The sequence below is a fragment of the Paenibacillus sp. PastF-3 genome, from assembly GCF_029893135.1.
GTDB classification, from domain to species: domain Bacteria; phylum Bacillota; class Bacilli; order Paenibacillales; family Paenibacillaceae; genus Paenibacillus_AQ; species Paenibacillus_AQ nitricinens.
The window spans coordinates 93,470-114,546 of the sequence record NZ_JARXWM010000008.1 but is presented as its reverse complement, the minus strand read 5'-3'; the positions used below and the strand labels follow the sequence as shown (position 1 = coordinate 114,546).

Annotated in this window: 28 protein-coding genes and 1 pseudogene; 23 read left to right on the top strand and 6 right to left on the bottom strand. The window is 38.1% G+C overall.

What is annotated here, in order from left to right; genetic code table 11:
* Position 1: 1 nt before the first annotated feature.
* The 13 genes from M2444_RS17445 to M2444_RS17385 all read left to right on the top strand — a co-directional run bounded on the left by M2444_RS17445 (position 2) and on the right by M2444_RS17385 (position 10,384).
* Positions 2-610 (top strand): putative phage tail protein, encoded by a 609-nt coding sequence (locus M2444_RS17445; RefSeq protein WP_280787593.1) that lies wholly within the window; start codon positions 2-4, stop codon positions 608-610.
* A gap of 11 nt (positions 611-621) precedes the next feature.
* Positions 622-2,391, top strand: coding sequence for a hypothetical protein (locus M2444_RS17440; protein ID WP_280787592.1), 1,770 nt, complete (start codon positions 622-624; stop codon positions 2,389-2,391).
* A gap of 12 nt (positions 2,392-2,403) precedes the next feature.
* Positions 2,404-2,886 carry an XkdW family protein gene (locus M2444_RS17435; RefSeq protein ID WP_280787591.1) on the top strand — a complete coding sequence of 161 codons (483 nt, stop codon included), beginning with the start codon at positions 2,404-2,406 and terminating at the stop codon, positions 2,884-2,886.
* The gene (locus M2444_RS17430; RefSeq protein ID WP_280787590.1) at positions 2,887-3,018 is read left to right on the top strand and encodes an XkdX family protein; all 132 of its coding nucleotides are present in this window, start codon (positions 2,887-2,889) and stop codon (positions 3,016-3,018) included. It abuts the gene before it with no gap.
* Positions 3,019-3,258: 240 nt separating this feature from the next.
* Positions 3,259-3,774: a hypothetical protein gene (locus tag M2444_RS17425; RefSeq protein ID WP_280787589.1), complete on the top strand. Its 516-nt coding sequence runs from the start codon at positions 3,259-3,261 to the stop codon at positions 3,772-3,774.
* A gap of 164 nt (positions 3,775-3,938) precedes the next feature.
* On the top strand, positions 3,939-4,343 hold the full coding sequence (locus tag M2444_RS17420) for a hypothetical protein (RefSeq protein WP_280787588.1): 405 nt from the start codon (positions 3,939-3,941) through the stop codon (positions 4,341-4,343).
* A 2-nt stretch (positions 4,344-4,345) separates the two neighbouring features.
* On the top strand, positions 4,346-5,113 hold the full coding sequence (locus tag M2444_RS17415) for a M15 family metallopeptidase (RefSeq protein WP_280787587.1): 768 nt from the start codon (positions 4,346-4,348) through the stop codon (positions 5,111-5,113).
* Between the two features lie 3 nt (positions 5,114-5,116).
* Entirely contained in the window at positions 5,117-5,395 is a 279-nt protein-coding gene (locus M2444_RS17410; protein ID WP_280787586.1) for a holin, read from the top strand.
* Between the two features lie 468 nt (positions 5,396-5,863).
* Positions 5,864-6,250: a histone-like protein gene (locus tag M2444_RS17405; protein ID WP_280787585.1), complete on the top strand. Its 387-nt coding sequence runs from the start codon at positions 5,864-5,866 to the stop codon at positions 6,248-6,250.
* 2 nt (positions 6,251-6,252) lie between these two features.
* Positions 6,253-7,653: a hypothetical protein gene (locus M2444_RS17400; protein ID WP_280787584.1), complete on the top strand. Its 1,401-nt coding sequence runs from the start codon at positions 6,253-6,255 to the stop codon at positions 7,651-7,653.
* A 1-nt stretch (position 7,654) separates the two neighbouring features.
* Entirely contained in the window at positions 7,655-8,908 is a 1,254-nt protein-coding gene (locus M2444_RS17395) for a hypothetical protein (RefSeq protein WP_280787583.1), read from the top strand.
* A gap of 389 nt (positions 8,909-9,297) precedes the next feature.
* Positions 9,298-10,092, top strand: a complete 795-nt coding sequence (locus M2444_RS17390) for a hypothetical protein (protein ID WP_280787582.1) — start codon at positions 9,298-9,300, stop codon at positions 10,090-10,092.
* 76 nt (positions 10,093-10,168) lie between these two features.
* Positions 10,169-10,384 (top strand): hypothetical protein, encoded by a 216-nt coding sequence (locus M2444_RS17385; protein WP_481857506.1) that lies wholly within the window; start codon positions 10,169-10,171, stop codon positions 10,382-10,384.
* 53 nt (positions 10,385-10,437) lie between these two features.
* Here M2444_RS17385 and M2444_RS17380 read toward each other — a convergent pair whose 3' ends face one another.
* The gene (locus M2444_RS17380; RefSeq protein ID WP_280787581.1) at positions 10,438-11,253 is read right to left on the bottom strand and encodes a hypothetical protein; all 816 of its coding nucleotides are present in this window, start codon (positions 11,251-11,253) and stop codon (positions 10,438-10,440) included.
* A gap of 210 nt (positions 11,254-11,463) precedes the next feature.
* On the opposite strand from M2444_RS17380, the gene M2444_RS17375 reads away from it, so the two are divergent.
* From M2444_RS17375 to M2444_RS17365, 3 genes are read left to right on the top strand one after another with little or no spacing between them, the layout of a single operon-like run.
* Positions 11,464-11,661 carry a hypothetical protein gene (locus M2444_RS17375; protein ID WP_280787580.1) on the top strand — a complete coding sequence of 66 codons (198 nt, stop codon included), beginning with the start codon at positions 11,464-11,466 and terminating at the stop codon, positions 11,659-11,661.
* Positions 11,654-11,941, top strand: a complete 288-nt coding sequence (locus M2444_RS17370; protein ID WP_280787579.1) for a helix-turn-helix domain-containing protein — start codon at positions 11,654-11,656, stop codon at positions 11,939-11,941. The genes M2444_RS17375 and M2444_RS17370 overlap by 8 nt, the downstream gene beginning before the upstream one ends.
* 13 nt (positions 11,942-11,954) lie before the next feature.
* The gene (locus M2444_RS17365; RefSeq protein WP_280787578.1) at positions 11,955-12,287 is read left to right on the top strand and encodes a YolD-like family protein; all 333 of its coding nucleotides are present in this window, start codon (positions 11,955-11,957) and stop codon (positions 12,285-12,287) included.
* 34 nt (positions 12,288-12,321) lie between these two features.
* On the opposite strand, the gene M2444_RS17360 is transcribed toward M2444_RS17365, so the two are convergent.
* Together M2444_RS17360 and M2444_RS17355 are read right to left on the bottom strand one after the other, a co-directional pair.
* Positions 12,322-12,537 carry a DUF3006 domain-containing protein gene (locus tag M2444_RS17360; protein ID WP_280787577.1) on the bottom strand — a complete coding sequence of 72 codons (216 nt, stop codon included), beginning with the start codon at positions 12,535-12,537 and terminating at the stop codon, positions 12,322-12,324.
* Complete coding sequence (locus M2444_RS17355) at positions 12,538-13,590, bottom strand: MBL fold metallo-hydrolase (RefSeq protein WP_280787576.1); 1,053 nt, start codon at positions 13,588-13,590, stop codon at positions 12,538-12,540.
* 391 nt (positions 13,591-13,981) lie between these two features.
* Between M2444_RS17355 and M2444_RS17350 the strand changes: the two genes are divergently transcribed.
* The 3 genes from M2444_RS17350 to M2444_RS17340 all read left to right on the top strand — a co-directional run bounded on the left by M2444_RS17350 (position 13,982) and on the right by M2444_RS17340 (position 16,064).
* On the top strand, positions 13,982-14,458 hold the full coding sequence (locus M2444_RS17350; protein WP_280787575.1) for a GyrI-like domain-containing protein: 477 nt from the start codon (positions 13,982-13,984) through the stop codon (positions 14,456-14,458).
* A gap of 108 nt (positions 14,459-14,566) precedes the next feature.
* Positions 14,567-15,472: a DUF2268 domain-containing putative Zn-dependent protease gene (locus M2444_RS17345; protein WP_280787574.1), complete on the top strand. Its 906-nt coding sequence runs from the start codon at positions 14,567-14,569 to the stop codon at positions 15,470-15,472.
* Positions 15,473-15,614: 142 nt separating this feature from the next.
* A complete protein-coding gene (locus M2444_RS17340) occupies positions 15,615-16,064 on the top strand; it encodes a WapI family immunity protein (RefSeq protein ID WP_280787573.1) in 450 nt (149 codons plus the stop codon).
* A gap of 946 nt (positions 16,065-17,010) precedes the next feature.
* On the opposite strand, the gene M2444_RS17335 is transcribed toward M2444_RS17340, so the two are convergent.
* Complete coding sequence (locus tag M2444_RS17335) at positions 17,011-17,271, bottom strand: DUF2642 domain-containing protein (protein WP_094868916.1); 261 nt, start codon at positions 17,269-17,271, stop codon at positions 17,011-17,013.
* A gap of 201 nt (positions 17,272-17,472) precedes the next feature.
* Positions 17,473-17,634 (bottom strand): DUF4083 family protein, encoded by a 162-nt coding sequence (locus M2444_RS17330; protein ID WP_280787572.1) that lies wholly within the window; start codon positions 17,632-17,634, stop codon positions 17,473-17,475.
* Between the two features lie 335 nt (positions 17,635-17,969).
* On the opposite strand from M2444_RS17330, the gene M2444_RS17325 reads away from it, so the two are divergent.
* Positions 17,970-18,185, top strand: a complete 216-nt coding sequence (locus tag M2444_RS17325) for a hypothetical protein (protein WP_094875163.1) — start codon at positions 17,970-17,972, stop codon at positions 18,183-18,185.
* A 449-nt stretch (positions 18,186-18,634) separates the two neighbouring features.
* Here the strand turns inward: M2444_RS17325 and M2444_RS17320 are convergent.
* Positions 18,635-18,961, bottom strand: a pseudogene (locus tag M2444_RS17320) (transposase); the annotation flags it as partial.
* A gap of 86 nt (positions 18,962-19,047) precedes the next feature.
* On the opposite strand from M2444_RS17320, the gene M2444_RS17315 reads away from it, so the two are divergent.
* The 3 genes from M2444_RS17315 (at position 19,048) to M2444_RS17305 (ending at position 20,897) form a co-directional block, all read left to right on the top strand.
* Positions 19,048-19,317: a hypothetical protein gene (locus tag M2444_RS17315; protein ID WP_280787571.1), complete on the top strand. Its 270-nt coding sequence runs from the start codon at positions 19,048-19,050 to the stop codon at positions 19,315-19,317.
* Positions 19,318-19,840: 523 nt separating this feature from the next.
* Positions 19,841-20,485 carry a hypothetical protein gene (locus M2444_RS17310; protein ID WP_280787570.1) on the top strand — a complete coding sequence of 215 codons (645 nt, stop codon included), beginning with the start codon at positions 19,841-19,843 and terminating at the stop codon, positions 20,483-20,485.
* A gap of 208 nt (positions 20,486-20,693) precedes the next feature.
* Positions 20,694-20,897, top strand: coding sequence for a DUF5316 family protein (locus M2444_RS17305; protein ID WP_280787569.1), 204 nt, complete (start codon positions 20,694-20,696; stop codon positions 20,895-20,897).
* The last annotated feature ends 180 nt before the right edge of the window (positions 20,898-21,077 follow it).

The window sequence follows — 21,077 nt, the reverse complement described above, 5'->3', positions numbered from 1 at the left end:
GTTGAGCTATGGAGATTCTTTATACAGCACTCTACTTTTTTCGGCTGAAGAAATAGAAGACAGCGATGAGATAAATAAAGTTGATCTTATGAAATACTTACCTTCCTATTACAGGGGAGTACAAGAAATAGAAGAACTGCAGAAACAACTAGGTATTGAAATACATGGCTTAACTACAGGTGTACAGGACGTGCTAGATCAGGCTTATGTTGAAACTGCAACATGGAGCCTTACACGTTGGGAGGCTGAACTTGGATTAAGTTCGGATCCATCAAAGTCTTACGTAAGTAGAAGAGAAATGATTAAGGCTAAACGGCGGGGAACTGGCACAACGACACCCGAAATGATTCAACGAACAGCATCGGCTTTTGCTGGCGGGGATGTATCCGTAGAAGAAGTTCCAGGAGAATACCGGTTCATTATCAGATTTATTGGGATTCTAGGCATACCACCGAATATGGCTGGACTAATTCAGATAATTGATGAAATTAAGCCAGCCCACCTAGCTTATGAGTTTGCTTATACGTATACCTTCTGGGATTCGCTTAAAGCAATATCATGGAATACTGCTGGTACTGGTACATGGAACGACTTAAGAACTTTTGGATAGGAGAGTGACATATGCAAACTACAGGTAATTTGGGATTAAAGAAGCCAGAGGGAACAGATATTGTTGATATAGCCGATCTGAACGGAAATATGGATATCTTGGATAATGCTGTTACTAGTAAGGTCGATAAAGTTACTGGCAAACAACTGTCTACGAACGATTACACCGCAGCTGAAAAAACAAAGCTAGCGGGTATCGCAACAGGCGCAAATAACTACACACATCCGAACCATACTGGAGACGTTACCAGTACCGGTGATGGGGTTACAGCTATCGCAGCGGGGGTTATTGTGGACTCCGATGTTAATGCAGCGGCGGCAATTGCGTGGAGCAAGATCAATAAAGCCGGATCGAGCTTGGCGGATTTAGGCACCAAATCGGCAGGAGACTTGAGCACCGGAACACTTTCGGCGGCGCGGCTTCCGGCTATTTCAGGCGATATTACAATGGCAGCTGGTACAAGTACAGCGGCAATAACTGCTGGAGTAATTGTGAATGCGGACGTAAACGCCAATGCTGGAATTGCGTTTAGTAAGATTAACTCGGCGAATTCTATTATGGATAGTGATATCTCTTCAGAAGCATATATTGACATGCTAAAGATTGGTAGTGGCAGAGTGAACAACGCTCTGCTAGATCAGCTTTACGGCGTAACAAGTCCAATCCAAGATCAATTAAACGCTAGACCAAAACAAACAACAGCAGATATTACCTACTATGTCCGTACAGATGGTAATGATAGTAATACAGGATTAGAAAATACTGCAAGTGGGGCATTTAAGACGATTAAAAAGGCTATTACTATGCTTCCGCAGATCGTAAATCACGCAGTCAATATCAACGTTGCAGCAGGGACATATGCTGAAGATGTTGTTATTTCAGGCTTTATTGTACAAGGCGCGGGTGGGATTGTGCTTAAAGGTGCGGTCTCCGCAACCACGACACACAACATATTGAGTGCCACAATAAGAGATTCTTACGGTAGAGTTGAAATCTCCGGATTTAATGTAACATCAACAACATCATCTGCGCTTATCGCACGTTACGCATACGGATTTATTTTTACAAATATGCGTGCGGTTGGTACTGGCGCACAGAATGGACTTGATGTACAAGTGGGGAATGGTCGGGTGATGAGTTCTGTGTTAAGTAATAGGGCTAACGTCGCTACTGTGGGTTACTATAGCCAAGTTTTTATGCAAGGCATCACAGGTACAGGAAATACAATTGGGCTGTACTCTTTTGTCGGTTCTTTAATCACCAGTTCAGATTTTGCTGCTGATGGCGGAGACGCTATTGGACAAGGTGGAATAGTTACTCGCACTGGAGTTCTTAACCCATGGGGAGATAATACACTATCCACGCGGAGCAATTTTAAAGCATGGCATACAATAGCACAAACCATCACAAGCAAAACAATGGTTAAGCTTGTGTATTCCACGAAAGTATTCGACCCACTTTCTGAGTACAACGCCAGCATAAGCAGATTCACAGCTTCACAGGATGGCGTTTATCTTGTATCTGCCGCGTCTAGCATCACAGGAGCCCCAGCAGGAACGGTATTGGTATTAACAGCGTGGGTTAATGGAGCTAGAAACACAGACATTGGAAGTTCCCCTGTGGGAAGTAACACTTTATACGCGCAAGGCTCTACGCCTATAAAGCTAACTGCTGGAATGTATGTCGAAATCTACACATTTTTAGACACCAGCGCTGGAAGCTTGAATACACTTGGTTCAAACGGTGAATTAAATCACTTTGCCGTTACAAGAATTGCATAGGAGGGCAAAAAGATGAATAGATCCCAAGCAATTATGTATCTATACCCAAATGCTAATCCAACGCAGGACTTTATAGTGCAGGATAATGGAGCTGAACCTGTACTACGCGAAGGAGTAGACGGACGGACGCGCTACGAAATCCGCCCCTTGGATGAAGATGAAACCGAATATATAGAGGATGTACATTATCATTATGTAGTGAACTTTAATAGGCTAATCGAGGGCGTTGACTACGACATTGTAGAGCGAGGGCAATATATCGCCGAGTGGAACCTGGACGAGCCGCAGCCGACAGAAGTGGAATTAGTGGCGGCATGGGCGGCATATCTGGAATCCGAGGCTAATAAGCCACCTGAGCTGACGGAGACCGAGCAACTCCGAGCCGATAACGCTGCTTTATTACTGGAGCTAGTGCAGACACAGGCAAGGCAAGATCAAGCGGAGCAAGATCAGGCAGCCTTACTGTTGAGTCTCGTGGAAGGAGGTGTATTGTAAATGAACTGGTACGCACTGGTTAAGCGATACTTTGACGCAGGGTTGTATACGGGCGAGCAGGTGCAAGTATTTGTTACCGCCAAAAAGATAACGACTGAACAAGCTAAAGAGATTACAGATAGCGCCATATAGTAGGCGTTTTTATTTTGCGATTAGGACCACTGTGGATACAAGTTCCTTCATTTTTGTGTATATCTAGGTGTCGAATAACAGCATCAGACGGTTTTCACTTTTGATTTACATTAAAGGACAACATTTGCGTCGAATTTATAAAATAATGGAAACTTTTGAACTATATGTATGTATCGTGTCGGATGATATTATTAATATGTAATCGGCCGATTAACTTTCTAATCGAAGGATGGAAGCATAGTGAAAATAAAAAAAATTCTATCAGTACTTCTTGTTGCAGCCGTAATTTTGATTCCATCGGCTTCTGCATTTGCCGAAGAAACTGAAACTGCTGCGACTGAAATTAGTCCACGAGTTATAGGTATAGGAGATACACAAGATAGTGCAATAAGTTTAGTTCTAAATGGTGCGGGTGGGGTTCTTGGTGGAGTTGTGTATGATCTCTTTATACAGAGTGCTACTGATCAAGATTGGTTTAAGTGGACAAACACTACCAGCACTTTTAAGAGAATTGGCGTGAGTGTTGGGGGATTTAGCGGTAATGGACCAACAAGAGCTGGTCTGATAGTTCGTCACAATAGCGGCGGGCTTGCAGATACTGGAGTCCTCTATACGGCTAAAGCTAACACTTGGGAGTCACAGGTTTTTTCTAATCTTTTTATACCGCCAGGGGCGACTGTTTATGTGGTTGTAGACGCACCGAACTTTACGACAATGCCATCTTATCATCTCAATTTTGCTGCTTACGAAATATAATTATAGAAAAAGCACCTCTAAATTATGAGGTGCTTTTTTATGGTTTACTTGAACAAATTTTTATGGAGTCTTTTTTGCTCAAATTTAGGCGTTATTTTATTTTGCCCTCGTAGCTATACGGGGGCTATTTATATTGATCAATAGATAGAGAGGGGAGCTGTTTTATGTCTGACGGGGGAGTCAATCAACAAGGAGGGGCTGGAGGTGTAGAGTTGGAAAAGCGAATCGAGGATGTAGAACATGGGTTGTCATCCATGAAGAATGAGTTTGTACGGCTATCTGGTGAGGCAGTAGCAGCAGATAAACGACTGAAAGTTCTGGAAGAGAGTGTTGGCCGACATGAGCAGAGTCTCGCTCAATTAAAGGAAACGACTATCGAGATGAAGGTTCAATATACTAATATCATCGGGAAGATTGATAGTTTAGATACAAGAATATTCAGCTTACTAAGAGACGGCAGGAAGGATAGCGCCGCAGAGCGGAAGATTTGGATGGATCTTGTGAAATGGGTTCTGAGCGGCACGATAATCGCTATTATCGGATACATCTTTTTAGGAGGAGGTAAATAGTCATGCTGACACTTAATCAAGTGAAAAGTAAATCATCTGCGAGATTGATCGGGTTGCATCCGGTTGTTTTGGCTGCTTCGACAGTATTAATTGAACGCTGTTACGCTCGGGGAGTGCCTATTTTGGTAACTCAAGGGTTACGTACAATTGCCGAACAAGACGCTTTATATGCACAGGGGCGCACTAAGCCAGGAAACATCGTAACCAACGCCAAGGGCGGGACCAGTTATCATAACTTTGGACTAGCTATCGACTTCGCATTATTACTCCCAGATGGGAAACAGGTATCTTGGGATTTAAAACGTGATGGTGATGGTGACAAGGTAGCTGATTGGACGGAGGTAGTTCAGGAAGCTAAAGCTCTCGGTTTCGAATGGGGCGGTGATTTTGTTTCTATTAAGGACGCACCACATTTTCAAATGACTTTTGAGCTGACCACCTCACAGTTACGTGCAGGCGCTAAGCCATCAGAAATCGCTATGGCAAAAGCATCAGCTATTATAGAGCGATTAAAAGGGGAGGTAGATGAAGACATGAGTAGAATTGAGGAGTTAGAAGCAATCGTAGTTAAGCAGGATGAGCGCCTAGCAACTATTGAGAAGCGTTTAAATATCTCCGGCAAAGAAACCTATGCCATCAATTATACAGAAGCTATTAGGGCTGCTAAAGCGGTTGGAGCGATAACTACATCAGCAGAAAAGTCAAAGCTAGAACTTAATGTGATTCAAATGTTGTACAACATGGGATTATTTGCGAAGGGGGATAAATAATTAATGGACAATCAAAACCTAACTAATGTACTGGCGTTCTCCTCGGTGATCGCCGTTTTTGTGTTGGCAGGTGTACAGTTCGTGAAGATTTCGGTTAACGTACCCAAAAATATATTACCCTTGATTGGATTAGTTATCGGTCTGTTGATTGGTGTAGCTGCTTATCCGTTTACAGATTTAGATTTAACTCTACGATTGTGGGCTGGAGGGTTAGCTGGACTATCAGCAACGGGACTCTTTGAACTGGCGTTTAGCAAACGGGATGGAACTACAAAAGATTAAAGAAATATGCCCACTTGTCTTAGTTGTTGGGCAAGAGAATTCAAGCAAACCTTTAATTGAGATTCATACTTATTTAAGCTAAGAGGATTATAGTAATCACATGACCCCCTTATAATTTAGACCTTGACCCTGCCGGACGTTGGTAGGGTTAATTTTTAGCATATTCTTTCTAATTTAGTGAAGGATGAAAAAGTCATCTGTTCCTACGTGATTAATTATAAATAAGTTGAAAATAAAGACATTGTATAATGTAAAAAACTTTTAGTTGAACAACACTGGACGGAAATACTCAAATTGAAAATGGAGATTCGTGCTATTTCTAAATTAATCATATCCTTCCTTTAGATCAGATGGTATATTTTAGGTAGTCCATTAAGCATATAAATCTAATTTAAACTATTGCATGTTGTCTTTAGTATAGATTTATTCACTTATTTGGATTAGACAAATAGCTGAGGGGAAAAGGATATGGTCTCTGAAAATGGCACAATACGTGATGAAGATGAAGAACAAGAAGATATTGAAGGTGATAGTGGTGAAATAAGAGTTTCAAGAAAAGGAACATTATCCAAGTTTGTAAAGACAAAAGTTGAGAGCAGAATTTCTGCAGATGCGAAAGAAACATTAATGGCGCAACTAGAGCAAATCACTATGATTCTAGTTAAACGTGCTGAAGAAGTTGGACATGAAAAGGGAAGAAATACAATCTACCCAGCAGATCTTGAGGAAGCGTATGAGGAATTAATGAGTCCACATGCTTTCATAGAAACAGTTCTAGACACGCTTGAAAAGCAAAAAGAAGAGTTGAAAAGACTAGCTGCATCTTCATTAGTTCGGCACATGGAGGTTGACTAGTTATGTCGGATCGAACTTTCTTTTTTAGAGACGGTTATAATCTGAAAGAAATGTTTGAAAGAATTTATGCTCCTGATTTTATCGAAGCTTTTAGGCAGCATGGAAATATTGTTGACGAAGAGGGAGCAACACTGGAAATCAATAAAAATAATTGTTATGTAGGTTTAAGTCAATCCTGTAACAATGAAGAGGATCAGATCTATAGAGAAATGGAAGAGGCTTTTGAAATGTTTGGCCGATTGGGCGATAAATTAAATGTCAAGCTATACAAATTAAGTGGGTTTGATTTTACTCTTACAGATGCAATCAGTAATCGAATTGATGGTTATAAAAATAGAAATCAGAATATGAAGGAAGTCGATACTTTCTCTCCAACTGGTTTGAAATATAATCTTTTTATCGAAGACACTCGATATAAGCAAGGGTTTATGGATGTTAAATTTAAAATTGAAATGAAGAGTTATATATATGAACCGATCCCTGAGGTATCAATTAACACCTTCTTTATAGAAGTTAGGCTGTATCATTCAACTGGCTTAGTAGCGGTTTTTAATCCAAACGGAACTGCGAAGAACTCAACAGATGTATTATACGTCTTATTTCTTTTATTCCACCCTCAAACACCAATTATTAATGAAGTAGTGTTTGATGAGGCGCAGCTTATTATGATTCAATTGAAGTTGAATGGTGAAGTTTCTTCACCACGCCTAAAGACAGACAATGATCTTAAGGTAGATATATATGGCTTAAATAAAATGAACTATGAAGATCCCTTAGTTAAAGCCGTTAATAGCCATGCTAAATTAAGAATTTACGAACTACAATCTACTTGTGTGGTGCAAGGACATCGATTTAATTTGAAAATATCAGAAGATGGTCGAATTCAGATTGAAACATTTGTTGAAACGGATGTTCTTGATAGAATTATTGTGGACATTGAGTGGACCATTCTAAAAAGTCATTACTTTAAACCTACTAGTATGCAGATTGATGAGCTGATGAAAATAAAGAATAAAGGCTCCCTACAAACACAAAGAAGAAAAAAAGAAAAAGAAATTCAGCAAGATCTAGTTTTACTATTAAATAATAATAAGTCAAATTCTTCTTTAGGGGAAAAAGCGATAAACCTAACAACCACAATATTGTTAAATATTGGGCATTTTTTATCTCAAAAAGTGGAAGAGATAGTTGTTGATGGATTAGTTGAATTGGATTTGTCTACTTATTTAGCTTTGAGAGAATATCTGATTGATTATCTGGTTATTAAATTTAGACATAGCAGAACTAGAAGTACAGAATACGCTAATAAAATAATTCGAATTATGCAAAAAATGATTAATCTTTCATCTGGAGATGCAGTGAATTTAATTGAACAATTTGAAAATATGATAAGGACTGATTAAAATGATGGATCAGATTTTATCAGAAGTTGAGGTTCAATTTCTAGACAATCTCTTATCTGATGTCTCGAAATTACCACGAAGTTTTAGAAACTTGAATGATTTCAGGAGAGAATGGCGTAACTTACAAGGGGATGGCTCTGAAGATTGTTCTGAAGAATTAAGAATAAAAGGTATCTTGGATAATACTTGGGTTGATGTTTATGATGTCCACGAAGATAATGGGCTCGAAAATATTCTTCAATCAAAGTTGGAAGTTTGTACATTTAATATTGAAGTTTTTCTGAAATATTGGGTTACTACACTTATATACAAGTCAGGAAAAAATGCTAATGAAATTGATTTTACTCAAATAAGCAGGGGGATTAATGGTTTCTCTCTACCAATTTCAATTGGAACAGATCGCGTAAAGGTTTTTTTTATCACTAATGACATTTCAGGTGGAGAATTAGAGAATAAATCAGATGGTGCTTACGTTTCCTTCATTGGTGATTTGTCCTTACCCAACGAAACTTATATCGATTGGTATGATCCAATTTATCATGATCAATCAGCTACTAGGTTTTTTGTTTGGTTAAAAGAACAAAGTAAGCCTAGTATGTCGAAGATGTACTCCTTTGTGAACCTTCCAACGGACCTTGAAAGTGCACAAAAAGAAGATGTCTTGAAACTGATTAATTCATATCTTTCCTATCTTTCATATAATAGAAGGAATTCTCCGGAAAATTTCCAACCCGAAAGTAATGAGTATTTTTTTCCGGAAAGTACAATTAGGGATTGTTTCGTAAAACATGAAGGTAGTACTAAAAGAAAGATTTTTGTTGTTATTAATGAAAATAGAGTAGAATTCCATACATTTATTGATGGGATCAAATCTTACGATGAAAACCTATCATTAAACATTGAAAATTTGCAAATATGGATTGATAAAAAAACTGCAGAAAACAGAAGAATTCTATTGAAAAAGGGATTATCTTTAATTGATGAACTGATAAAGATTGTTCCGATTTTAATAGTTGCTTTGGCATCTGCAGTATCATCAGTTAAGATACTAGCTACTAATTCAGAATTCTTGAATTTTAAAGAGTCTAAGTTTTGGTTAATTGGACACATTTCTGTTAGTATAATTGCAGTAGTATTTTTGATTGTTATTGGTATAGTCCCTCATTTGAAAATGTGGATTTTCTCATGGGAAAGAGGCTTGGAAAAGTATGCAAAGAAAACGCTAAGGACTCAGGGCACAGCACCTCAACGTTAAAATAGGGGTGCTATTTTCAATGGGAATTCCTTCACAAATATAGATATTACTGATATTTTTTATAAGCGTATAATAATATCTTAAAAAACAGAATTTATAACGCACTTAAAGTGTCCATCAACCTTAAAACACTTGGGAAGGTTATTTCTTTCTGTTAAGGATAACTTTCCTTATCGTCACATACATTGTGTGGAAAATGGTTTACATTAAGAATATACGGAAGCATTGTACCCTGCCATTATGGTCGGGGTACTTCTTTGAGTTCAGGAAAATTTTACTTACCGGTGATATAGAGTACATATACATAATGTTCCAAATATTTTATACTGTTGGTACTTGAATTTTAAGAACCATAATTTTTATTGCTTTTATTTTTGCGAGGTGAGCTGGTGAAAGATCGTCTTTTTGAATTTTACAAAAGCAATGCTGCTTACAGTGTCTTAATTTATCCATATATGAAAAAATTCAGAGGGTGGTACAAAACTACTCTGTGTTTTTTTGTAGCAATTTTTTTGTCTACCATAATATCATTTATTACTTTTTCAATTTTGCATGATTTTTATTTTTGGTGGACGATAATATCGGTATCTGCGTTACTAATTATCATGATTGTGATGACATACATGGTAAAGAGATTTGATTTAGAAGCTGCAAAAGTATTGAATCGGCGATATTCACTAAGGTGTGATCCCAAAAAATGGGGAAGTCTTGCCATGGATGTGCAGGTTCATTTAATAACTGAGTACATAATTGAGAATGGACTATATTCTAAATGGAAATTAGAGAAGTTAGTAGAAGAACTGAAGAACGATAACAACAAGGGAAAGATCCCTCCTTTAGTGGCTCCTAGTTTAATAATTGCCTTTTTAATACCCAATTTAACGCAACTCCTTAATCGCATTTACGGTATTTACTATTCAAATAATTCAGCATCAACTGTAGCTTCCATTAAAGATGTTTCTGCAACAACTACAACATCCATAGATATTTCTAAAGATATTGGTGTATTTGTTACAATCACCGTTGCTACCGTTATTTTAGTATATTCTATATCTGGAATTAACAGGATGAAAGATGAAATTAAAGAGATGTTCACCAATAGAGATGCTATGAAAAGAAATGGATTGATCGACGTCCTGAATAATATTTTATATCAACTAAATGATAAGTCTGATATTAAATGAAATATGTGCACCGTGAACTTTGCGGTTATCTTGGAGCAAGCCTGAAGATTCGTTATTATGCATAGGAGTGATCGTATTGAGTAATGTATACAAAGTCTTGAAGACGGATGCAGAATTTCTAACAGCTGCCTTGTCACAGTCTCAGGTAGATATACTTGAACGGCGTGGTGGTCTAGCTGGCTGCGTAATTGATTGTGAGGGTCCAGTACAAAAATGGAGCCCAGTCAGCGTTAAGGTTGCTGATGCATATTACATGAGAAATGAATTTGAATTTAGAATGGTTTTGGCATAACTGTGTATAAAAAATACCCCGTCAACCTTAAGTGGTTGGCGGGGTTATTTTGTTTATTGAATTGTATACTCACTTACTTCAAAGGTGAGTATCTTATCGTGTACCACATATTCAGTGCGTTTGCTGAAAGGTCCTTTGTTATTATCATGCTTGTTAATTCCAAACTTATCAGATCCCGAAGCACTGTCGTACCAGTTAAGGAATGTAATGACCTCAGACATAGGTAGATCAAATTCCTTTTCAATACCTGTACTTATTGCCAATGTAAGAATTGCACGATCACCATTATGCGTAGCCGTAGGGGTTGGCACAGGTGATATTATGGGTTCGGGAGATTCTGTAGGTATTGTAGTTGGAGTAGCCGTTGCTATCTGCGTTGGTGATGGCGTAGCTGTTGCAGTCGGTGCAAATACATCAAATTCGCTTATTGTAATAAGATTGTTTGTACTATTAAATAAAGCCACCATCGACACGTTATTAACAACTGGTATTTTAGTCTTTACTGCAGTCATCACAAGAGGATCTATAGTGGCGATGGGTATATTGCTTGCATCATAAAAAATAAGTTGTAGTCCAGGAGCAAGAGTAACTGTTTTAAGCTGATAGCTATCGATCGATACTGGTTCTGAGAATTTATACCATCCATAATGATACAAACTACTCAAGATCTCAGTTGTTCCGTCTTCATTATCAGTCCACTTAGTTGTCTGATAGCCCGTTGTAGAACCTAAAGTAGAAGACTGATAAATAGACTTTCCGTTTAATAAACCACTCGGGTAAGCATACGTTGACAAAGAAAACGATGAGATAAATGTGATTAATAAAATAGCGATGAGTGAAAAAGTTGTGATTTTTACCCTTTTGGACACGTAGTATTCCACCTTTTTTAATTTGTTTTGTCAATGATATGGTATATGGAGAGATGTGTCTAAACAATATTTCTTATATTTGGAATATAAAGATTATGTTCATCATTTATACATGTATATTCCAATTGTGGAATATACTAATTATTGTATTTAGAACGTATGTTCTATTATAATACAAACATACGTTCTTGTTTTTTTGGAGGAGATCACATGAAAATGAGCGTAGGTCAAACCATTGAAATCATATACCAGGACAAAGCGGGCAAGATTACACAACGCAAGATTGAGATCCTCGGTATTCGTGATGGTCGAATTAGGGCTAACTGTTTAACCACTGGTGAACCACGTGTTTTTTTAGCAGCTGGGATATTATCCTGGCGACCTCTACAAGAGAAACGCCATGCTTAGTGATACGGCCCGCAAGTTACTAATGATCATGAGGCATTGCTCAGTGCATCACGGGTACATGCCATCACTTGAGATATTGGAGACAAAGAGTGGGCGGACACCAGAAAAGATTCGAGCTGGGCTGCAGGAATTGGCGGAGGATAACTACATTCTGTGGGAGTTCGGGAAACCGCTAGAGAGTGCAGTTGTCGTTGAGGGATGGGAACGAACTGGAGATCGACCAGCATCAGTTACATGGGGCTTGGACGGCGGCCATACAAGTTACTGGACAGATTACTAGGAGGGCAGACAGCATGGTTAAGAAACTGGAGAGCATTTGGGATTGCAGTAGGATGATGCTACCTGAACATAAGATTCGGATTATCAGTGATGAGCGAGGTCAGGAGTGGAGAGACCGTAAAAAGCCGGTGCTTGACGCTCAGGAGTGGGAATTGATTGATCAGTTGCTCGCTTACTCGAAACGGTATCAGGAGCAGATAACAATCACTCAGTATGAACCGGTTCAAGATATTAAGATCCGGGGAGTTGTGATGACCATAGACAGGCATCTAAGACGAATCAAGCTGCAAATGGAAAATGATTATGACTGGATTAATATTGATGATGTGATTCAGGTGAGTACATAAAAAATGCCCCAACAAGAGCTGCTGGGGCATAAGTTTATTCTTCAAACAATTCGTCCATTAAACTATCGATTTCTTCTTTCCGCGAGGCTGTAGCCTCAGTATCAATTATGACCTTGCCTTCTCCGAAAACAAGAGTGTCTCCAGCCTTAACCTCTGCAGGTAGTTCTGATCTAAGGACATCTTCGGTCTTACCATCAAATTCAATGACGGCATATTCACCCTCGATGCGATCAATGATTCCTTTCCGCATTTACTTGGCCCCCTTAGTCGATGTAAAAGTGATTTTATTGCCATCACTTATTGCAGTAATAGTTCCTTTTTGATCAGTTCGTAACGCTGAAGTATTCGCATTTTTTAACCTTGTAAGAATCCCCGAATCTGGATGCCCATAGTTGTTTTTACCGACGCTTATTACTGCGTACTGTGGTTTAACGGCGTCAAGGAATGCTTTGCTGGTTGAACTACTGGAGCCGTGATGCCCAACTTTTAATACATCAGCTTTTAAACTCATGCCATCAGCTAACATGTCGTTTTCTGATGCTTTCTCAGCATCACCAGTATAGAGGAAGGACTTGTTCTTATAAGTGACCTTTAAGACAGCACTCCAGTCGTTAAGATTATCTCCATACGTTCTAATAGGAGCCAGGAACTTCGCCTCAACACCAGTTAAAGGAATGGTAACGCCTTTGGTCACTGGTTTGATGGTACGGCCCTCATTCTTTACAGCGGTCAAAAAATCTTTGTATGTTTCGGTGGTATGTGTAACCTTTGGAGCGTAGACAGATTTAACATCTAGCGCTTTGAGAACATCATCTAGCCCACCAATGTGATCTGCGTCAGGATGAGTAGCAACCATGGCATCAAGTGCCTTTACACCAAGAGCATTTAGGTACTTTACTACATTTTTACCCTGATCGTTATTACCTCCGTCAATGAGGACATATTGATTATTCGGAGTCCGTATTAGGGTAGAGTCACCTTGTCCAACATCGAAAAAGTAGACCTGAAGTGTGCCAACGTTTTGCTTCTTTGGTAAAAGCAAAGTTGGAGCTGGTGTAGCAGTAGGCTTTGCTGTTGGTTTCGCGGTAGGTTTAACAGCTGGTTTAGCAGTGGCAGCCGGTTTTGAATCTGAACTTCCACCATTGTGGTAATGGTATTCTCCGTTTTCTAGCCCCCATTTTGCACAATTGGTACGGCAATAGTGACCGCCATTTGAATCTGTGCGTCCTGGATGTGCCTCAGCAAGTACAGGCATCAACAATAAAACAAGTGACATGAAGATTGGAACAATAATTCTTTTCATAAAAAATAAATACCCCCAATGTATGATTCTGGGAGTAGTCTATCAGAATAAGGTAATATTTTCTACTTCATTTCGTAACTATTCACTTACTTCTGGTTTTGTTTGAATGAAAATTATTTTATTTTATACTTCTATAGGCTCATTGATATAAAGAAAATAGAACGGTGAAAGGGTTGGAATTCCGAGCTTGCTATCTGGAATTATGTCCGAGACGTTCGAAGAGAACAAAAGTTGAAAAAGATTAAGTCCCATCACTGTGACGTTTGTGAATGGATTAAAATAGAGGTGACCACTTAAACGAACGGGCAGGATAGTTGAATGATCTTTCGGAAGAATGCTATGGTAAAATACACTAAAGATGGGTTGTCTTTTATTTTAGGAGGTTATAAAAGTGGTAGGAATAATCGAAAAACAGCGATTTTCAGTTATTGGTAAAATGGGAGAGGGTTTTTCATCTGAGAGTTCAAAATGGATACCACCATTATGGCATGAAGCAGATAAGAACTTTGTAGAGATCAGCAATCTTGCAAAGTTAGATGCCGAAGGAAACATTGTTGGGATTTGGGGAGCAATGAGTGATGTCAGTGGGAATTTTGAAAGATGGAAAGAAGAAGGGAAATATTTAGCAGGATGCGAAGTTACAGACGATGCAACTCCTCCTAATGGATGGACAAAGTGGATTATTCCTGCCTTTAAATATGTTGTAACAAAGTGTACCCAAGATTCGTATCAAAATATTTTGAATCATATGCTTTCGGATTATTTACCTAAGAACAATTATCAAATTGTCGGAGCAATTCAAGAATTCTATAATCCAAAAGATAGTAGTGGAGAATTGTACTTATACTTCCCTGTTGAAAAAATCTAGTACACCCACATATTAAGCTAACGGGCAGTTTAACACAATTCCAAAAAAGGAATGGAATACTTTCCCACGAATATTTAATGTGAAATATCCAATCTTTGGAGGAATGAAATGACTACGATGCTGTCTATTCGGAAATTTAAAAATTATATTTTGGGAGTTGTTAAGATGAGAATAATAAATATGATTGACAACTACAATGAGATGTGCAACATGACAAAAATTCAGGGCAAATTTAACGCTTATAAGTGTTATACTGAAAAATATCCAGATTTATATGACGGTATTTTTAAGTATTTTTATATGACTGATATTAGCAATTTGCAATCAATGATAGAACAGTGTGACTTTAATTCTTGTCTTGCGAAAGCGAAAGAAAATATAGATAACGGTATTGTTGATAAGATTGTCAATGCAGTGAATAAAACCATTAAATTGTTGAATTATCATGGCGATTTTGATTTATACATTGGGCTTGACCTAGGTATGCACGGAGGCGTTGCGCTTCCGGTTAATCACGGAAACCCCTATGCTTACATTGGAATTGACCGAAATATAAGTGAATCAAACGTCGAATCATTAATTCCGCATGAATTAAATCATATGGTGCGCGGTGCTATTTTACAAAACATAGATATGTTTGACTTCACCGAACGGGTAATCTCGGAAGGTTTGGGCACTTATTGTCCTGTCGCTTTCAGATATGGCAGTTGTGATTTTGACTTAACTATTGAGATAGTGGCGGAAGTAATGGGATTGCCAATAAATAAAATAATGGAACTCATGAATAATAAAAATTCGTTAGAAAAGGCGGTTGTAAACGAATTTGGGACACCCTTGACCGCAGAGAAAATGAGTCAGTTTTTTATGTGGAGTGGTGATGATGCTACCGAATATCCTTTAAGCGGATATTTCATTGGTATGTATATAATTCACGATTTAATCACCAAAGGGTACACAATCTGTGAATTAACTGCAATGTCATCACAGGTTATTTATCAAAATTATACAAAATGAGCGTTATCCTTATTCACCTTTGTCTCCAAAAAGTTTAATGATTTTATACATTCTTCAAAAAAACATTTCCATATTTTTGATAAGAAAGTTCAACTAATGGGCAGGATAACTAATAAGATGTGTAACTAAGCGGGGGGGTCTGATGTACGAATTTGTTGTTCGAGGTAAGCAGGGTTGTTATGTGAACATTACTTTAGACGAGGTATTCGGGTACCCGAATGCGACAAGCCATTTTGGTGGCTATGACGTAAGAGGAACCGCAGAATTAAAGAGTGGGAACTATTACGTAAAAGGCGAGTTATGGTTTTCAACGGGTCAAACGTACGAGTTCTATAATCAGTTAGCTCGGTGTTACACCGATTTAATGGGCATTGCAACATTTTGTAATTCAGAAGCAAACCTAAAAATTGACATTAATTTTAATAATCGAGGGCAAGTCGTAATAGAAGGTTACTTCAAGGAATTTGCACATCAAGACAATGAATTGAAATTTGAGATAGAAAGCAATCAAAGTTTTTTTATTGAAACACTGGACGGCTTGAGAGAAATCGTAGACCATTATGGAGGACTTAAAGGCATACACCAAGAGTAAATCGTTATTAAGCTAACGAGGAACGATAGCTCAATAAGACACCTTGCTAATACGATTGTAAAAATCGCCTCGTCAGTGATAATGCTGACGAGGTATTATAATTTGATGGGTCATATATCAAATTCAGCCCATCCTGATGGCAGTGATTCGAAGTCAAATTTCTCGAGTGCTTCTGGTTCAATAATTACTAGTAGTGGTTCATGTATGTCAATTAACGCACCACTTTTCGAATTGAATTACCTATCATATTGAAATATTAACTTTAAACTTTATAGGTACATATTAATAGAAGACATAAACAGGGGCGCCCCCAACATCGCCCCCGTTTTGCCCCCAGATATAACAGTTAATAACCCTATATAACTGTTTCGAAAAAAAAATTCTTCATTAATATAAGGTATTTACGCCCCTTACTACCTTAAACTTAGCGCTGGATCTAAATCGCACACAAGTTCACGAGTGGGAAAGAGCACAATACATGACTCTTTACTAGGACTTTAAAACCCTTGACGCCTTTGGCGTTGAGGGTTTTTTTTGTGGGCAATTTAGCATTTTTTTTCATTGCATTTATTAAGTGCCCACAAAATGCCACGAGCAGAGTTTTCGCCAAACATAGTAAAAGAATTGATAAAAGAAACGGATGGTATCTGCCAGCAATGCTTATCAGAGCCTGGAACAACAACCTATCACGTTTGGCCTCGTGGTTGAAAATACTGCAATATAGGATTGATGTGTTTCGGGAACGGCATGGTGAATACTTATGGTTTGATGCTCTTAATGGCTATGCTGCATAGGGATCTTTTCAAGAAAATGGCCGATCTGAAGATTAGAAAATTTATATAACAACGTTATAAAGGTGGAATGGATCGGGAAGAAAGAACAAATAACTGCAAGGCAACAAGACATGCAAAAAAGAGCTGTTTTCACAGCTCCTCATAATCGTAAATTACTCAGGCATGATCCAAACAATCTCACATATCCGGACAAAGAACTTTCTACCTCTAGCATCTAACACAACATGGTCTGGTTTGACATCAACTACGCATCCGCTGATTCCACCACGAGTAGTTTCTAACACGACTTGTTTTCCAATAACGGATTTTAAGGTTTCTACAACATATGGATCAACAGGGTATACCACGATGGATTGTGGCATTTGGTGCATTTGATGCATTGAGTTCATTTGATTCATTGGATAGTTCAACATATTACCTCCCAATTGGTTATACGTCATCCTATGCTGATGCCTAGCCAATGTACTGGGCAGTAACCCATTTTCAAAATAAGCCTAAGCCATTAATTGGGTATAGCCCATAAGGAGAGATACACGATGCACTCTGAATGTAAGTATTGCGATAACTCTATGCCCAGTAGACGCATACTGCGACATAAAAAAAGATAAAAGTGATTATACACCCTTATCTTTTTCAAGCAATTCTATTATTCTGTCAAGTTTTTTCTCTATGCTAGCAGGTTTATCTGGAACTTTGTCTTTGGTTCCACCTTTTAACAGTAAAACCAAGGGAATTGCCCAAACAAATGCCAACGGTATTAAAAAATAATATTGCAAGATAACACCTCATTAAAATGTTTTTATTTTATTATAACAAATTTCAAAAAAAAGGATCTAATTAAAGTATTTACTGCGCAGTACGAAGATACACCACAATACCAATCTATTAAGGGGTGAGAGGATACAAGAGCAAACTTAAAAGTGTTTCGAAATTGATAAATATTTCATAAATGGACGGATGGAAGTCGATAGCGTTCCATGGAAGATAGAGAAAATCAGAGGATTTAGGGTTGAATATTTGCCACAGGCCCCCGAATCGACCGAACAAGCTCAAGCGGTAAAAGAGGGTTAGAGAGTTAACCCTCTCTATCTACACAAGGAGGATATAAGAGATGAATGAGTTAGGAAAAACTCAAAAAACACCCATGACCTATGAACAGTTGAGGCAGTCTCCTGACGAATGGAGAATGCTTGCAATGAACAATTACGGAGTGGCAATAGCAGCAGAGGGACGGGAACAACGACTGAAAGAGGCAATCGAGAAAAGGTTCGAAAAATTCCAGCATAGCAGTGTAGCAATGATGATTATGATCCTTACAGACGCTTGACATCCTTTACCCAGATACCCCAGCACCCAAGGAGGGCGAATAGATCATGAATGACCTTGAATCAATAAATCATATGCGGAAATATAACGAATGTACAAACTGTGGAAACGACAAAATTATACCATATTTTGCAAACCGAATAATTTTAGTGATCAACCATTAAAGATAAACCATAGTAATCCATAAGCTATTCCGAAGTAAGTAACCACACCAAGTAAAGAGATGGACAGAAGAATAATTATAACTTTCTTGCCGTTCATAAAATTCACCTCGTAATTCGAATAAAACCAATTTTCAGTGTAGGGGAGAGGCCGAGAAAGAAGGATTGGGCACAGCCCTCATCATCCAACTTGATTATAAATTAATAAATACTTACCATCAATTGATTTAATAACTGGAGGTCATACCAAATGAGTGATTTTTTTGAATTAGCATGTCGAGCAGTTTCACAAACGAAGTTTACGAAACTTCGTAAGCGAACTAGGATTAATGACTTCATCTTCCGGCGCTATATCTAAAAAGTATTTCAAGGACATGTCATACTTGGAACGTTCTACGACATCCACATCGGATAGATCAAAGATCGACCTGAGCAATAAATATTTAAACATACGAATCGGAGGCACGGCATTACGACCATTATCAAGGCAATAGTTATTCTGTAATTCTTCATGGATGAAAGAAAAATCCACAAGGTCCATATTATCTTTAGGTACGACAATATCGTAAATGGGCATAAATGGACTGAGGTTAAGGGATTGTTGGTTTGAAATCATCCGGGTCACCACCTAGAATTAATACAATGATTCTACAGCAAAACAGGACCCCCTTCCTCGTAAAGATCGAGGAAGGGGGTCCTGAAATGGAGTTTACACAGCCCTTTATAAGATGCCTGTATAATTTGATTTTAAAAAACATTAGAGGAGGCGTAGCGAAGGAGAAATTTGGAACTGTAGGAGCGATAGCGACCGCCTTTGTCTCCGGATCTCATCTGCGAACAGCGGTACAATTCAAGAAATTCTTACGACAACAGCGGCCGGAAGTCCAAATGTTCTCCGTAGTTATAACTGACTCCTTAGATGTAGGTCTCAAATTAGTGGAAACTTTTTCAATGGCCTCCCTTTGGCGTTGAGGTTTTTTTCTTTGGGGGATTTAGTTATGATGTCCATAGAACTTCGCAAATGTTTATGCTATGAGCAGGCAAAAGGCCACCTTTACAAGTTTAATGATGGTAAGCAGCAAGGGGTTAACGCTAATGCCAAACGCTGAATATACAATGGTAGTATATAGTTTTCCTAGTCATGCTTCATTGCTCCTTTTAAATATACCTCTGTTATAATCGAAGTAAAAGACGCTTGGGATTCTCATTTTCCCTTCGTTCAAAACCCTTTGTTGGGTTTGATTTTCGGGTTCAGTTAGATGAACACGAGGACGATGTTTATAATGGCTGTGAATAAAGTGATGATGACGTCCATCTTTAATCGTACCCTGCCTTTCCTCACTGCGTCTTTCTCTTCTTTTTTATAATTACAATATTTGGTTTAGGATTGCAAATCAAATATCGTCCGGATTACAGTTATTGTTAGGAAATGTTTAGATTACAGATGATATAGTAAATACCGCAACCGATGTGGATACATAAGGGGAATTCATTAATGTGGAAACCTAAGATTCAGCAAATATTTAAGTACGTATTTATAATAATATGTATTGTAGCCTTTGGAATTTTCATCTACCCTGGAATATATAAGTATGATAAACTCAATCAAAAATTTCCGGTATTGATCAATCGAATAACAGGGGAAACAAAGATACTTTTTAGCGACTCTTGGTCCACTGTTGGCAATATAGATGCAAAATTAGGTGAGTTTGAAAGCTATAAGAATGAAATATTAGAAGCGATAAATTCACAGAATGAACAAATCAAAGAAAGAATTATAGAAAGTGTACAGGCAGAATTAGATCATGGGAGAAAGCAGTTGATTACTGAAACTGCAAGCGAACCAAATCCAACATATGAAGATGGAACATCAGTGTTTGATGCAGTAAGGAATAGAGACAGAGGGACAGAATCTGCATCAGAATTCATAGCCAGTAGTAAGGAAGCATCAATTAGCTCAATTGGAATCACAAAGTTTGGACTCGGTGATACTAAAGAAACAGTTAAAAAGTCTATGGGAACACCAAGCTCTATAATTAATGATGGAAACACATGGTTTTTTGGTTCATCTATTGTTAATTTTGACAACGGAATCGTAATAGGATGGGTCGATCCTCTTAATGCCTTAAGTCTAGAATAGATCCTATCACCATACTCAATCGGGTATGGTCTTTTGTTGCGCACCAATACGAAACGGGTCAGGGATGAGTATGTGAGTCGGCTTCATGCCATCGAATGGAAAAGGAGAATACCCATACATCATTTTAACTTTTCCGATTAGTAGTGGAGAATAATGTTAGAATATCTTATATATAGATATACAATACTTTCCTGGGAGGAGCACTAATATGCGCATATTCATATATATAGGACTGGCTTTTTTTGTGATCTCTGGTATATGTGTTGGAGGATTTACGACAGGTACTCAGCAAAGAGGGAATTTTTATTCCGAATCCAAAGAAGACCGTAAAATTAAAAACAAAGTAGCGAATTGGTCTGCTTTAGGAGGGATTCTCTCCTTGGTTATAGCTGGACTCTTATATATCTTGTGATCTTTACCTCACTCAAGTTCAAGCGTGGTGAAGAGTGCAATACATGACTTTTTACAAGAACCTTTAGACCCTTGATGTCTTTGTCGTTGAGGTATTTTATATTTATAGTTCTAGTAAAATGGAATTTAATATAACAGTCACAATTATTCTTATCATCTGACATTATTTTATATTTTTCTT

What these genes read in the sequence shown, in the direction of transcription:
- M2444_RS17305 (WP_280787569.1), top strand. Translation starts at nt 20,694, where the DNA reads ATGCGCATATTCATATATATAGGACTGGCTTTTTTTGTGATCTCTGGT.
- M2444_RS17355 (WP_280787576.1), bottom strand. Translation starts at nt 13,590, where the DNA reads ATGAAAAGAATTATTGTTCCAATCTTCATGTCACTTGTTTTATTGTTG.
- M2444_RS17440 (WP_280787592.1), top strand. Translation starts at nt 622, where the DNA reads ATGCAAACTACAGGTAATTTGGGATTAAAGAAGCCAGAGGGAACAGAT.
- M2444_RS17370 (WP_280787579.1), top strand. Translation starts at nt 11,654, where the DNA reads ATGCTTAGTGATACGGCCCGCAAGTTACTAATGATCATGAGGCATTGC.
- M2444_RS17310 (WP_280787570.1), top strand. Translation starts at nt 19,841, where the DNA reads ATGTGGAAACCTAAGATTCAGCAAATATTTAAGTACGTATTTATAATA.
- M2444_RS17395 (WP_280787583.1), top strand. Translation starts at nt 7,655, where the DNA reads ATGATGGATCAGATTTTATCAGAAGTTGAGGTTCAATTTCTAGACAAT.
- M2444_RS17405 (WP_280787585.1), top strand. Translation starts at nt 5,864, where the DNA reads ATGGTCTCTGAAAATGGCACAATACGTGATGAAGATGAAGAACAAGAA.
- M2444_RS17435 (WP_280787591.1), top strand. Translation starts at nt 2,404, where the DNA reads ATGAATAGATCCCAAGCAATTATGTATCTATACCCAAATGCTAATCCA.
- M2444_RS17430 (WP_280787590.1), top strand. Translation starts at nt 2,887, where the DNA reads ATGAACTGGTACGCACTGGTTAAGCGATACTTTGACGCAGGGTTGTAT.
- M2444_RS17410 (WP_280787586.1), top strand. Translation starts at nt 5,117, where the DNA reads ATGGACAATCAAAACCTAACTAATGTACTGGCGTTCTCCTCGGTGATC.
- M2444_RS17365 (WP_280787578.1), top strand. Translation starts at nt 11,955, where the DNA reads ATGGTTAAGAAACTGGAGAGCATTTGGGATTGCAGTAGGATGATGCTA.
- M2444_RS17335 (WP_094868916.1), bottom strand. Translation starts at nt 17,271, where the DNA reads ATGTTGAACTATCCAATGAATCAAATGAACTCAATGCATCAAATGCAC.
- M2444_RS17375 (WP_280787580.1), top strand. Translation starts at nt 11,464, where the DNA reads ATGAAAATGAGCGTAGGTCAAACCATTGAAATCATATACCAGGACAAA.
- M2444_RS17325 (WP_094875163.1), top strand. Translation starts at nt 17,970, where the DNA reads ATGAATGAGTTAGGAAAAACTCAAAAAACACCCATGACCTATGAACAG.
- M2444_RS17420 (WP_280787588.1), top strand. Translation starts at nt 3,939, where the DNA reads ATGTCTGACGGGGGAGTCAATCAACAAGGAGGGGCTGGAGGTGTAGAG.
- M2444_RS17400 (WP_280787584.1), top strand. Translation starts at nt 6,253, where the DNA reads ATGTCGGATCGAACTTTCTTTTTTAGAGACGGTTATAATCTGAAAGAA.
- M2444_RS17345 (WP_280787574.1), top strand. Translation starts at nt 14,567, where the DNA reads ATGACTACGATGCTGTCTATTCGGAAATTTAAAAATTATATTTTGGGA.
- M2444_RS17340 (WP_280787573.1), top strand. Translation starts at nt 15,615, where the DNA reads ATGTACGAATTTGTTGTTCGAGGTAAGCAGGGTTGTTATGTGAACATT.
- M2444_RS17315 (WP_280787571.1), top strand. Translation starts at nt 19,048, where the DNA reads ATGGAGTTTACACAGCCCTTTATAAGATGCCTGTATAATTTGATTTTA.
- M2444_RS17415 (WP_280787587.1), top strand. Translation starts at nt 4,346, where the DNA reads ATGCTGACACTTAATCAAGTGAAAAGTAAATCATCTGCGAGATTGATC.
- M2444_RS17360 (WP_280787577.1), bottom strand. Translation starts at nt 12,537, where the DNA reads ATGCGGAAAGGAATCATTGATCGCATCGAGGGTGAATATGCCGTCATT.